This is a genomic window from Pseudomonas sp. MS646 (assembly GCF_036693845.1).
Classification (GTDB): domain Bacteria; phylum Pseudomonadota; class Gammaproteobacteria; order Pseudomonadales; family Pseudomonadaceae; genus Aquipseudomonas; species Aquipseudomonas chlororaphis_E.
This window is the reverse complement of record NZ_CP144763.1, coordinates 827,216-840,354: the sequence shown is the minus strand read 5'-3', so window position 1 is coordinate 840,354 and position 13,139 is coordinate 827,216. Positions and strand designations below refer to the sequence as shown.

Annotated in this window: 11 protein-coding genes; 5 read left to right on the top strand and 6 right to left on the bottom strand. The window is 60.5% G+C overall.

Annotation, left to right across the window (positions count from 1 at the left end; all coding sequences use genetic code 11):
* Positions 1–66 precede the first annotated feature (66 nt).
* The 3 genes from V3H56_RS03560 to V3H56_RS03550 all read left to right on the top strand — a co-directional run bounded on the left by V3H56_RS03560 (position 67) and on the right by V3H56_RS03550 (position 3,205).
* Positions 67–2,439: a TonB-dependent siderophore receptor gene (locus V3H56_RS03560; protein ID WP_047738400.1), complete on the top strand. Its 2,373-nt coding sequence runs from the start codon at positions 67–69 to the stop codon at positions 2,437–2,439.
* Between the two features lie 173 nt (positions 2,440–2,612).
* Positions 2,613–2,891, top strand: a complete 279-nt coding sequence (locus V3H56_RS03555) for a type II toxin-antitoxin system RelE/ParE family toxin (protein WP_047738402.1) — start codon at positions 2,613–2,615, stop codon at positions 2,889–2,891.
* 8 nt (positions 2,892–2,899) lie between these two features.
* Entirely contained in the window at positions 2,900–3,205 is a 306-nt protein-coding gene (locus V3H56_RS03550; protein ID WP_042728178.1) for a HigA family addiction module antitoxin, read from the top strand.
* A 19-nt stretch (positions 3,206–3,224) separates the two neighbouring features.
* Here V3H56_RS03550 and V3H56_RS03545 read toward each other — a convergent pair whose 3' ends face one another.
* The 4 genes from V3H56_RS03545 to V3H56_RS03530 all read right to left on the bottom strand — a co-directional run bounded on the left by V3H56_RS03545 (position 3,225) and on the right by V3H56_RS03530 (position 7,433).
* On the bottom strand, positions 3,225–4,730 hold the full coding sequence (locus V3H56_RS03545; RefSeq protein WP_338474222.1) for a leucine-rich repeat domain-containing protein: 1,506 nt from the start codon (positions 4,728–4,730) through the stop codon (positions 3,225–3,227).
* 60 nt (positions 4,731–4,790) lie between these two features.
* Entirely contained in the window at positions 4,791–5,132 is a 342-nt protein-coding gene (locus tag V3H56_RS03540; protein ID WP_042728173.1) for a DUF6124 family protein, read from the bottom strand.
* Positions 5,133–5,868: 736 nt separating this feature from the next.
* The gene (locus tag V3H56_RS03535) at positions 5,869–6,717 is read right to left on the bottom strand and encodes a phosphatase PAP2 family protein (protein ID WP_338474221.1); all 849 of its coding nucleotides are present in this window, start codon (positions 6,715–6,717) and stop codon (positions 5,869–5,871) included.
* A gap of 23 nt (positions 6,718–6,740) precedes the next feature.
* Complete coding sequence (locus V3H56_RS03530) at positions 6,741–7,433, bottom strand: histidine phosphatase family protein (protein ID WP_338474220.1); 693 nt, start codon at positions 7,431–7,433, stop codon at positions 6,741–6,743.
* Positions 7,434–7,677: 244 nt separating this feature from the next.
* On the opposite strand from V3H56_RS03530, the gene V3H56_RS03525 reads away from it, so the two are divergent.
* The gene (locus V3H56_RS03525) at positions 7,678–9,597 is read left to right on the top strand and encodes a methyl-accepting chemotaxis protein (protein ID WP_338474219.1); all 1,920 of its coding nucleotides are present in this window, start codon (positions 7,678–7,680) and stop codon (positions 9,595–9,597) included.
* A 54-nt stretch (positions 9,598–9,651) separates the two neighbouring features.
* On the opposite strand, the gene V3H56_RS03520 is transcribed toward V3H56_RS03525, so the two are convergent.
* Both V3H56_RS03520 and V3H56_RS03515 read right to left on the bottom strand, forming a co-directional pair.
* Positions 9,652–10,071: a type II toxin-antitoxin system VapC family toxin gene (locus V3H56_RS03520; protein ID WP_123578281.1), complete on the bottom strand. Its 420-nt coding sequence runs from the start codon at positions 10,069–10,071 to the stop codon at positions 9,652–9,654.
* Complete coding sequence (locus V3H56_RS03515) at positions 10,068–10,313, bottom strand: plasmid stabilization protein (RefSeq protein ID WP_042728168.1); 246 nt, start codon at positions 10,311–10,313, stop codon at positions 10,068–10,070. Before V3H56_RS03515 ends, V3H56_RS03520 begins: the two co-directional genes overlap by 4 nt.
* A 235-nt stretch (positions 10,314–10,548) precedes the next feature.
* Here V3H56_RS03515 and V3H56_RS03510 point away from each other — a divergent pair, with 235 nt between their 5' ends.
* Positions 10,549–13,107, top strand: coding sequence for a Tc toxin subunit A (locus V3H56_RS03510; RefSeq protein ID WP_338474218.1), 2,559 nt, complete (start codon positions 10,549–10,551; stop codon positions 13,105–13,107).
* The last annotated feature ends 32 nt before the right edge of the window (positions 13,108–13,139 follow it).

The window sequence follows — 13,139 nt, the reverse complement described above, 5'->3', positions numbered from 1 at the left end:
CGTTCGGCATGTAAGAAAGGCCGACATACAGGCCGATCTGCCGATCCCCTTTCACGGAGCGAGTAAATGAGTTCGTCCCTGGTTCCACAGCGCCTTCGACTGAATCGCGCCCTGCACGGCGCGGTCTTTGGCGTCATCGTCAGCAGCTACGCGCTACCGTCCCTGGCGCAAACCTCAAGCGTCGAGCAGCCCCACGCCGTTCACCACTGGAACATCCCTGCCGGTCCACTGGCACCGGCGCTGGATCGCTTTGCGCGTGAAGCCGGCATCAGTCTTTCCTTCGATGCGCCAAGCGTCGCGAACCGCACGACCTCGGGTGTGAGCGGCGCACTCGATACCCCTCAAGCCCTGTCGGCGCTGTTACAGGGAAGCGACATGGAGATTCAAAAGCAAGGCCCGAACGCTTACCTGCTGACGCCGCAAGCCAAGGTGGACGGCGAACTGGACGACTATCGCCTCGCCCCCATCCTCGTCAACGCCAAGGCCCGGGTCGATGGCACCGAGGACACCCAGTCGGTGGTCGCCCAGGAACTCTGGGTCGGTGGCAAGGTGGCCACCAGCATTCTCAACACGCCCGCCTCGGTTTCCGTGGTAACCGACAAGGAAATGCAGCAACGCAGCGCCAGCACCACGGAAGAATTGCTGCAGTACACGCCGGGGGTGATCACCGACTATTACGGCACTGACGACCGCAACGATTACTTCCAGATCCGCGGCTTCCAGGCCACCACCTATCGGGATGGCCTGACCCTGGGCTCGATGCGCGGTGTGCGCGAGGAACCGTTCGCCTATGAACGCGTTGAAGTGATACGCGGGGCCAACTCCACGTTGTTCGGCCCCGCCGACCCGGGCGGCTCGGTGAACTTCGTCAGCAAGAAGCCGCGCTTCGAAAAGTTCGGCCAGGGCTATGTCACCTACGGCTCTTTCGACCACGCCGAAACCGGCATCGACGTCGGCGACTCGCTGAATGAAGACAAGACCGTGGCCGGTCGCTTCACGGCAAAAATGCAAGACAGTGAGCGCGAGTACGACCACTCCCAGGACGACAACAAGTTTGTGATGGGCGGTCTGACCTGGTCACCCACCGACTTCACCTCGGCCTCGGTGATCGTGGACTACCTGAAAACCCAAAGCTCGCCCAACAGTGGCGGTTACCCGCTGGACAAGGAATACGACCGCAAGAAGTTCTACGGCGAACCCAGCTACAACTTCCACGATGTCGAACGCACCAACCTCAGCGGCACCTTCAGCCATGACTTCGACAATGGTTTCGTCTTGCGCAGCAACCTGCGCTACAGCGAGCTGACCGATGATTTCGGCTATGTGTTCCTCAGCGACTCCACCACGCGCACCGGCACCACCGTGCCTCGCTACATCTTTGGCACGGACAGCGAAGCCGAGCAACTGAACGGCAACTTGATGCTGCAATACGATGCCCGCTTCGAAAACATCGACAGCAGCACCTTGGTGGGCGTGGAGTATGGCGACTCCTCGACCGAGGAACGATCTGTCTATGCCCCAACCGGCTCCATCGACCTGGCCAACCCGGTGTTCACCGGCGTTCCACGCGGCGTAGCGCCCTATAGCAATGACAAGCTCGATACCAAGACCAAGGCCGTGTTCCTGCAACAGAACCTGTCCTTCTACGAGCGCTTTATCGTCACCGCCGGTGTGCGTAACGACTCGATGGACCTGTCCAGCACCGACATCAACCGCGTAAAAGAGTCGGACAACTTCTCCGAGACGTCCTATCGTGGCGCGCTGACCTACATCGTCAACGACGAAGTTTCCACCTACATCAGCATGGTCGAGTCGGTCTCGCCACCAACGGTGGGGGTCATTCCGAAAACCGGCAAACAATATGAGGTGGGGGTAAAATATGCGCCCATCGGCATGGACGCGTTGTTCTCGGCGGCCGTCTACGACCTGACCCAGGAAAATGTCAGCATCGCCGTGGTACTGCCCAGCGGTGTCATCGAACAACAAACCGTGGGTGAATCACGGGTCCGCGGACTGGACCTGGAAGCCAAGGCCGAGCTGACCCCCAACCTGAGCCTGGTGGGTGGTTATTCCTACATGGAGTCCGAAGTGTTGCGCGGCACGCTGTATGACGGCAGCTCACTCAAGGGCAATGAATTCGCCACGGCGCCAAAACACTCCGCATCGCTGTGGACCTACTACAACGTACCCGACACCGATGTCAGCGTTGGCCTGGGTGCACGCTATGTGGGCGCTTACTACTTCGACGCGGCCAACACCGACACCAGCGATGGCACGACACTGTTCGACGCGGCGTTCAACTACAAACTCTTCAAAGGCACCGACCTGGCGATCAACGTCAGCAACCTGCTGGATGAGCAGCATGTGGTCGGCTCAGGGACCGCGAACTACTACAACCCCGGCCGCGAAATCACCGCGAAGCTGAGTTACAACTGGTAAGTCTGCTGTTTATGGCGGTGCTCGACTTGATGCGGTCAGTTATCGAACAGGGTTCTATGGGCCCGACCAGCATCAAGGCTTGCTGCCTCACGACAACCGGTATGCGGCAACCCGTTGAGTATCCCTGCAAACGATGTAGACTCGCCTTAACGAATAACGTTAAGCATTAAGCTATGATCCGAAGCTTCAAATGCGCCGACATCCAAGCCCTTTTTGAAACCGGCAAGGCCCGGCGCTGGGCCGCTATCCTTTCAGTTGCGGAACGAAAGCTGGGGATGCTCAACGCAGCGGTCGAACTCAATGACCTCTGCTCCCCACCGGGAAACAGGCTGGAGCCGCTGCAGGGCGACAGACAGGGTCAGCACAGCATTCGGATCAATGGTCAGTACCGAATCTGTTTTGTCTGGGGCATCAATGGCCCCGAACAGGTAGAAATCGTCGATTATCACTGAGGTGAGCCATGTTTAAGAACGGCATGAGGCCTGTACATCCCGGGGAAATTCTCAAAGAAGAATACCTGGAACCACTTGGTCTTTCGGCAGCCGCGCTTGCAAGGGCTTTGCACGTTTCGGCTCCCACGATAAATGACATTGTGTTGAAGCGTCGCAGCATCAGCGCAGATGTTGCCTTGCGCTTGGCAGCCGCGTTGGATACGTCAGCGCAATTTTGGCTGAACCTGCAGATTGCCTATGATTTACGTACAGCCGAGATTGCTAAAGGTGAGCAGATCTACCGGGAAGTGGAGAAGGTTCCTCACTGCGCATAACTAAAAGTACCGCGGCGCATCAAATACCCGGGCCGCTGACGCGGGCCGGCAGCCTGGCCAGGCGATCCCACCCGTCTGCGCTGATCTGCGAGCCATTGCGCAACGACAACCTTTCCAGCGGCAACCCTTCCAGCACCGACACCATGGCCGACGTAAGCCGCGACTCCCCCGGCCCCGCCTCAAGCGTCAGATCCCGCAACGGCAGCCCGGCCAGATGGGCGACGCCGGCATCGGTCAGCCACGGGCTTTCATACAAGCCCAGGCGTTGCAACGGCAGGTTACGCAGACACGCCAGGTCGCTGTCGCGCAGGTCCAGGCCGCTGATTTCCAGTTGCTCCAACGGCAATCCCAGTTCGGTGAGCTTGCGCAACACCTTGCCATCCACGCCCTGACAGAAACTCAGACTCAATCGCTTCAGCGGCAGGCCGGCCAGTTGTTTGAGTTCCTTCCAGGTGACCTCGTTCAAGGACAGGTCGAGCGCCTCCAGCCCCAACCCTTCAAGATCGCGCAACGTCTGCGCGCTGATCCCCTGCACATCGCAGAGCCCAAGCCGCTTGAGTGGAAAACCGTGCAGTACATCGAGTCGCTCGATCATTTGCCGTGAGCCCTTGAGGTCCAGGTCGGCGAGCGGCATGCCTTCGAGCCCTTCGAAATCGTCCTCGCAAACATACGCCGCGTGAAGTGACAGTCGCTCGAGGGGCAGATCGCGAATGGCTTGGAGCGCGGCATCGCTCGCGTAGCAATCGTTCAGGCTCAATGACCGCAACGCCGTTAGCGCGCTGAGCCACGCAGGATCTTGCAGGATGGCGCTGCTGGAGCCGACGCTCAGTTGTTCCAGTGGCTGCGCGCACAGGTGCCGCATACCGGCAGAAGTCAGCGCCCCTGCACAGCCCAAGGTGAGCGAGCGCAACGAGAAAGACGACAACGCGCGAAGGCCGTCATCGGTGATGTCATCGCAGCGGTTCAACGACAACGTCTGCAACGGGCTGCCGGCCAATCGCCGAAGAAAACCGTCGTCGAAGTCCTCACCGTAGGTGTCCAGCTTCAAGTGCCGCAGACGTTCGAGCGACGGGAGGCTGGTGGCGTCATCGCTGCGGGCAAAGCCGCTGATGGCCAGGCTTTCGAGGGCGACACCCGGCAAACGCCCCCAGATGTCCGGCCCGCAACAAAACCTCGGGCCGTTAAGCACCAGTGTCCGCAACGGCAACCCAGCCAGGGCATCGAGCCACTGCGACTCGGCCTCCTCCAGCACCACCTGGTCCACCGGCAGGCCACGCAACTGCGGCAATAAAGGGCCGGGGCGATTGCAATGGGGCGTGACGTTCAACGCGGCAATCACCGCCATCGCAGCCGGGTCACACAACCCGGCCGCCACCCGCACGCCCGCCAGGGAAACCTCGGCGCCATCGAGCAGATCACGATAAAGGGAGGCACGCGCCGCCACGTCATCGGGTGCGCGGGCGAGGTGGGCGGTCAGGGCGTCGCGGTTGGGGGTTGGCACGGGCTGGAGGTCCGAAGTGAACATGCCCGGTATGCTGCCGCAAAAAATGGGTTTGATCATCGACCAAACCCACATTTTTTACTTCTACCTCGGGTCCACCGTATCCAGCGCCCGGTTGGCCAAAAGTTGGCCCAGTTCGATCAGCTGTTGCAGCCCCAACGCAAAGTGCCGTCGCGAGCCCTCCAGTTCGAATGCCAGGTCACCGGCCATGACGTTGGCAGAGGCCAGGGTTTCGCTGAGGTTGGCCAACAGACTCTCCGCATCGACGCCATCGACGATGGTGAAGAGCAGGTCCGGCGAGGGGTTCTCTGCGGGCTGGGCGGCGTTGGCGTTCAGGTAGGAATCGATGACACGTTCGGCGTTGGGATCGGCGGCGATGTCCAGGTGCAGCGGTGGGACGGGCGGGTCTGGGATGAGTTTTTCCATGGGTACTCCTAACGTATGTCGGAGCCGCCACGTTCGCTGCTAAACGATTGGGTGGCAGCCATGCGCAGGTTAGCAGACCGGCACGTTAGGAAACCGGCGCACCCGAAGATGCCCTGCGCACAGCCGCCATAAGTTCGGACGATCAAGATGCCCGCGTTCATGGTGATTGCCATGCGCCTAACGTGATTTCCGAGCTGCTAAACCCGACCGCTGAATGGGCAGCGGCGAACAGAGACTAGGCACCGAAATCCGCAGGCGCAAGGGGTTGGAATTTTCTAGGAAATGTCCTGCAAGTCAATGGGAAAGGTGCCTACACAAGGCATTTCAAAATTTAGAGCACGAGCCTGCACCCACACTGGTGGGAGCAGGCTCGCGAAAGCGGTGGGTCAGTTTGTGGTGGTGTTGACTGTGCCGCCGTCTTCGCGAGCAAGCCCGCTCCCACATGGGCTTTAGGGTGAATACAGCCTTTGTGAGCACCCCAAGTCACCTGTGGGAGCGGGCTTGCCCGCGAAAGCGCTCTAGCATCCGGCATCGATATCGACTGACCCACCGTCTTCGCGAGCAAGCCCGCTCCCACAAAAAAGCGATTGTTCGGCCAGCGGATCAGGAAATCCCCTTTACCCGTATAAACTTTTCTTCACCCCATGCGCCTGCCTGATTCGGTACAGTCCCCTCGCTCATTCAAGAAACTAAGGTTTTAGCCCGCTCTCCCGCGGGCTTTTTTTTTGCCTGCCCTTCAGGCCGAAGGATGAGCCCCGTCCAGGTTCGGCAAGACACGGGTCGCCATCGGCTGGGGTTTGTTCAGCACAGGTTGCTCCAGGACCCGGCGGCCGTAGAACACCAGCGCCATCAGCCAGCAGCTCAACCAGACGAAAATCCCCGCCCAGAAGGTGTGCGACATGTAGTGCCAGCCCTGCAGGACGCGTGTGGTGCCGTAGACGAACCCCAGGGCCAGTGCGCCGTACATCAACGCTTTGGAATGACGCCAGCGATAACGACGGGCGACAAAGTACAGCGCGAGCATGGTAAAGCCGCCGGAGGCATGGCCGCCGGGCCAGCAGCGGCCGTCACCGGCGACCTTCAGCAGGTCGAAATTCTGATACCACTCCTTGTGCTCGATTTTGCCGGCGTACTGGGTGGTTTCCACCGGGCAGTACACGCTGGTGTGTCCCTTGAGGTAATGAATGACCCCCGTGCTGAGGGAAAAAGCGAAGACCACATACAGGAAATCACGACGGTGCCTGTAGGCAAAACGCAGTGGCTTGCTCAGCCTGGCCTTGTCCAGCACGCGCAATAACCCAGGGCGATTCTGCGGCTTGAGCAGCGGCCAGATGAACGACAGCAGCGCACCGATGATCGCCGCCTCGCCAGTCCAGTTCGGGATGATCCTGGCCCACTTGTGGGTGATCTGCTCGAACAGCCGTACATGTTCCAAAGGGAACACCTGGTGCACCGGGTCGTAGAAAAAATCGCTGATGGCGATGTCGATGCGGGTCATGTCGAACAGCAGGAACACCACAACGGCGCAAACCAGGGGAATTCCAAGATTGAGCCCGTAGAAACGGGAGCGAGCAGACGTCAGCATGGGCAGTCCTGATCGTGGGAAGGTTACTGAAAGGTCACCGAGCGCCAGTCAGACGCTTCGATAAAGCCGAGCAGCCGGGGCGCTTGGGGTTGGGCGGTGGAAACGAACAGCGACGCGCCATAGCCAAACGTCGAGGTCGGTTGCTTGAGCGCGGTTTCCATGGCCTGCATGCATTCGCTGTGGGTCACCAGGATCAGGTTGCGCCCGGGCACCTTGTGGGCCAGGGCGTTGCGCAGCAGGTCGTGCCGGCAATTGACCAGCCAATCGTCGCCGGCGCTGACCTTGTTGAACATGTACCCCGCCGTCTGGGCGGTGCGGGTCAACGGGCTGTTGTAGAGGTCGGCGTGGTCCAGGCCCAATTGCTCGAACTGCGCTCCCAGGCCCACCGCCACGGCACGGGCGCGATCGGTGATGCCTTCGCGATCGTTCAGGCACGCCGCCTTGGAGTGGTCGCAGCGCTCGACGTGGCGTACCAGCACGATCATTTCCCCCTTCGCCCAGCCGTCAGCCAACGCCTGCGCACCGGCGACGTTGCCATGGGCCAGGTCCGGCAGCGTCGCCGGGCCCAGCAGCCAGAGGCTCAGCGCACTCACCAGCAGCGCCGAAGCCAGGACGACCGCGGTGTTTCGGTAACGGGCAAACCGGCTCGTATCAATCGAGCGTGTCTGGCCGAAAAGACTCAGTCTCAGTTCCACATCAAGCCGCCCCGACGGCATCCACCCAAACATTCGATGGCGCGACAGTAGAGGGGCTCACGTAGGCAAGCGGTGAAACCGATGTGAAAAAAAGCTTGGCGCAGATCCCGATCTTTCAACGAAAGCCGAAGCCCCGGAAAAAAATCTTTCAGATCCAGAGGCGGCGGCCGATACAAGCCTGCTACACATTTCTGCTGGTGCTTAACAACAACAACTCTTCCAGCCAACCGACGACAAGCAGCACAACGTTTCCTGGAGGAATTGGATGAACAGCTGGTTTGGCAACATTAGCGTCAACATGAAGCTGGGCCTGGGCTTCGGCCTGGTCCTGGTCCTGACTTGCATCCTGGCCCTGACCGGCTGGACCAGCCTGGGCGGGCTGATCGATCGCAGCAACTGGATGAGCGACATCACCCAGCTCAATGCCGGCCTGACCAAGTTGCGGGTCGCGCGCCTGCAATACATGTTGACCAACGGCGACGAAACCGCCGCACAAAATGTGCAGACCACCCTCGATGGTTTCATGGCGCAACAGAACGCGCTGCTCAATAGCTTCAAGAGCCCTGAAAACGTCAGGCTGCTCAAGGAGCAGAGCGCGACCATCAGCGCCTACCAGGTTTCCCTGAACAAAATGCGCAGTGCCTATCGCACGGGCAACACCGCCCGCGATGCCATGGGCGCGAACGCCGAGGCCGCCTACAAGCTGATCGAGGCGATCAACACCGACGTGCAGCAAATGGCCCTGAGCGACCAGCGCTTCGAGCAATTCCAGGCGATCACCCGCGCCAAGCAGGAATTCATGCTGGCCCGCTATGAAGTGCGCGGCTATACCGCCAACAGCAACGCCGATACCGAACGCAAGGCCGTCGCTCAACTGGACGCCGCCATCGCTTCGCTCAAGCCGCTGGATGAACATTTCGCCAGCACCCGCCAAGCTGAAATGCGCCAGTTGGAGAACGCCCTGGTTCAGTACCGCAGCGCGTTGCAGGCCTTCAAGGTCGCCACCGCCGATACAGTGCAGGCACGCAAGGAAATGACCGACCAGGGCACGGCCATCGTGAACCTGAGCGAGCAGCTGTACCAGATCCAGCTTGACCGTCGCGACGCCGAAAGCGCCCAGGCGCGTACCCTGCAATTGGTCAGCACATTGCTGGCGTTGCTGGTGGGCATCATTGCCGCCGTGGTCATCACGCGCCAGATCACCGGGCCGTTGCGCGAAACCCTGGCCGTGGTCGAACGCATCGCCAGTGGCGATTTGTCCCACACGGTCACCGTCACCCGCCGCGACGAACTCGGCGTGCTGCAACAAGGCATCGCTCGCATGGGCGTGACCCTGCGCGACCTGATCAGCGGCATCCGCGATGGCGTGACCCAGATCGCCAGCGCCGCCGAAGAGCTGTCCGCCGTCACCGAGCAGACCAGTGCCGGCGTCAACAGCCAGAAAGTCGAGACCGACCAGGTGGCGACCGCCATGCACGAGATGACCGCCACCGTGCAGGAAGTTGCGCGTAACGCCGAGGAAGCGTCTCAAGCCGCCGCCGCGGCCGACGGCGAAGCCCGTGCCGGCGACCAGGTGGTCAGCGAAGCCATCGCCCAGATCGAGCGCCTGGCCAGCGAAGTGGTGCGCTCCACCGACGCCATGACCGTGCTGCAACAGGAAAGCGACAAGATCGGCAGCGTCATGGACGTGATCAAGGCCGTGGCCGAGCAGACTAACCTGCTGGCCCTCAACGCCGCGATCGAAGCGGCACGTGCCGGTGAAGCCGGTCGCGGCTTTGCCGTGGTGGCCGACGAAGTCCGTGGCCTGGCCCAGCGCACGCAGAAATCCACCGAGGAAATCGAAGGCCTGGTGGCCGGCCTGCAGAACGGCACGCAACAAGTGGCCGCGGTGATGAACAACAGCCGCAGCCTCACCGACAGCAGCGTGGCCCTGACCCGCAAGGCCGGCGCCTCACTGGAGAACATCACCCGCACGGTGTCGAACATCCAGTCGATGAACCAGCAGATTGCCGCCGCGGCCGAGCAACAAAGCGCCGTGGCCGAAGAGATCAGCCGCAGCATCATCAACGTGCGCGACGTCTCCGAACAGACCGCCGCCGCCAGCGAAGAAACCGCCGCCTCCAGTGTCGAGCTGGCGCGGTTGGGCAATCAGTTGCAGATGATGGTCAGCCACTTCCGCGTTTGATCAGGCACAACGCCCGGGTCCGGTGGGACACGGGCGTTTTGCGCCAGGCCTCCTTCAGGCGTTCCAGGGGTTGATCACCTCAACGCCTGGGAACTCAAAGTCTCTGATATTGCGGGTTGCAATCCACGCCCCGTGAGTCCGGCAAATAGCGGCGATTTGAGCATCAGCCGTGCTTGCCGCCCTCCCCTTGGCCTCGCATGACGCAACGAGGGTCGCATACTCAACGGCAGCATGGGCATCAAAAGGCAGGATCCTGCCGGCAAAATCCTCTTCGAACATTGCCATTGCATGGGCTTCAAGCTTTCGCTTGCGCTTACCAAAGGGTAGCCGGGCGACAGCATGAAGAATTTCCGCCACGGTAATAGCGCAAATGACCAGATCCATTGCCGGCTGCGAATCAATCCAGGCCAAGACACTGGGGTTTGGCTCTGCACGCATAAACTCTGAAATAACATTGGTATCGAGCACTATCATTCGAAAAGATCCGCCGCAGTGGCCTTTTCGTCGCGCGAGGGTAGATCCAGATCAACATCGCCCAGAGTACTGAATCTTTTTCGGATACGACTTCCCAATCCACCTTCCGGACTCACTTTTGCCAGTGCACGCCCTAAAATCAGCCGAGCCTCCTCTTCCATGGAATGGCCGTTATGGGCTGCCGCGATACGCAATTGTTCCTTTATCTGATCGTCCAGGTTTCGAATAGTGATGCTGGCCATAGCGCTCCATGCAATCAATGAAATCATTGATTGCAGCCTAGTTTAAGAATAGCCAATTTGTCCAGCCACCCTCCACTCACCAGCCCCTCTCCTGGATTCCCGGTTAACCAAAACCCTCCCCACGCATCGCCCTTTCGTACAAATCCCCCACTCTCGTCCTACCGCCTTTTTTTGACCGCTGTTGTACGGTTTCCCCTGGACAAGCACCTTTGTGCGAACAGGAGATGGACCCTACATGGACGCAAGCAATGACTCGCTGCTGCACAGGCTCGTCGCCTTTGCCGACGACAACGACAGCGACACCGCAAAGGCTCGCTTTGCAACCGCCCTGCAGCGGATGGGGCTGGCGTCGGTTTTCGATATCGTGCGCATGGGCAAGGCACCGTTCGCCCTTGAGCTGGCCAAGTACAGCGACGCGGATGCCGGGCTGGCCTATGACCGTGCGGCGAGCTACGCCGGGCAAATCGCTCGCCGGTACCAGGCGCATCGTGTGTCGGCCGGGAAGGAGGCCCCGGGGCGCGTGCGGCGCAGCCTGGGATCGGACTCGACGCCCGCGTCCGCCGGCTACCAGGCCCTCTTCGAGGAAAACTGGGATCAGTTCTGCAACGAAGGCGATATCGCGGCAATCGACTCACCCGTGGCGTATCTACGTGCCCTGTATCTGTTTGCCAGGCAACTGGAGCAGCTCCCGGCGTCCGCCTCATCCGCCAGGATCACCCTGGAAGAACGCCGTCCGGACCTCAAGCAACTAATGCTCGATCGGCAGAGCGCCTTCGCCACGCGTCCGATGCTTGACCTCATCAATGACACCCTGCGCAGCAACATCGAGGCTTACCTGAAAGAGGAAGGCAAGGACAGGGCAATCCCGCAGGCGCTGAGCAGCGAGCGCTATCCCTTTTCGCTGCCCTACAACCTGCACCATCACCAGTGTCTGCTCGGGCTGGGGGCCGGCAAGCCCGCGCTGGGCGAGCTGAACTATCGGGTCAGCCTGCAATTGCCGTTTTCACGAGGCAACTCAACCTACGGCAGCGTAACGACGTCCCCTCTCGACGCGCAAATACTGCTGTCCGGTCTCAGTCCGGAACAACAGAACCTGTTGCTCGCGCCCATTGCGTCGATCTCCAAGCCAGATCCACTGAAGAAGAACTACGGAACCCGAAACATAACGAACCTGGGTCAGCTGGAGTTTTTCAAGGAACGCACCGGCCTGACGACGGGGCAAGTGGAACAACTGTTGGCGCAAGGTAATTACACCCCTCGGTCCTCAATCAACAGCCCAGACGCCAGGCAGACCGGCTATGGCGCCAGCTACATCAACGGGCCGGAACAGACTTCCGTCCTGAGTATTGCCACCCAAGGGGAGACGCAGGTTTTCACCCATCACTCCCATGAGCGTTTCGACCGTGCGCAGCGAATGATCCGCCTGCATCGCTGGACCGGCATCCCCGTTGCCGAACTGGATACGCTGATCGTCAATGCCCAGCGCTCCGAAGGGACTGACACACTCAACGCCAACACGTTGCGCACACTGGGCGTCTACCGCTACCTGAATCAACGCCATGGCATTGCCCCTGAAGAGTTTGCCTCTTTGCTGCACGACATGCCGGTGGATGCTTGCGGCGACCGCATGCCATTGTTCGATCAAGTGTTCAATCGCACCCGACTGCTTGAAAGCCCCGTGTGGGAACTCCCCCAGAGCCCTCTGACCGCCGGCCGGCAAACCCTCAGCTATCTGAGCGCAGGTCTCGGACTCCCCATGACCCAGGATGCACTGCTACTGCTTGTGCGGCAGAGCGAGAAGTACCTGGGCTCGCCAAAACACGACTTGCCGACGGTCTCTTCACTCTACCGCCAGGCCCGTATCGCCCGGATGCTGGGCCTGTCTCCTCTTGAATGCACCGAGCTGGCCCGGTTGTTGGGAGGAGACGACTTCTGCAAGGCACTGGTAACCGGGCGATTGCACACCTCGCAATCCAAAGAGGCGGACATTCTCGACGTGTTGATGGCGCTGGAATGGGCCGTGGACTGGCTCAGGCAAAACCAGCTTGATGTACTGCAGTGGTGCCGTCTGTTCGATGAACCAGGAACGAGCTTGCCGCTGAATCAGAAGTTGGAGGAACGACTGGCGAGACTACGAGCGGACAACAACGCCAACCAGGATCCTCAGCGTCTGATTGAAACGCTGCTGCATGACATTGCGGACCTTCCGGCCGAATACGTCCTTTGCGCGACGCAAATGGCCGGTACCGACGCAAAGGCGATCGTCACGGCCATCAACACAACCCCGGGCATGATGCCGCCTGTGCTGGCAACAGTCCTTCGCATCGCCGAGGCCTTCCAGCGCCTGCACCTGGACAGCAGCACGCTGAAAACCCTGATGGATAATCCGACATGGCTGGCCTCGAAGACCTCCGTAACCCTCACACCCCACACGCTGTATCTGCTCGAACGCTTCAGCCATTGCGCCCGCCATCAGGCGCAGTCGCAAGAGAACCTGCTGCACTACCTGCAAGTGGCCAATCAGGATGGGCATTCCTCGGAAAAAGAGGCCAACAACCTGCTGGCCAACCTTTTGAACTGGAACACTGAGCAAGTGAGTCGTCTGACGGCGCAGTTGGAGCCAGGACAGGCCACCTCAATGGAAGCGGTGGATTGGATCATGCGCTGCCAGGCGTGCTGCGTCAGCACAGGACTGTCGGCAGACCTGTTGCTCCAGGCAACCTCGCTGAAAACCCAAAGTCCTGCATCGGACTGGAAAACCGTCGGCGCAGCACTGATCGCGGCCTGCCATTGACCGGCGCCCCGCTTCAACATTCAAGGATTGAA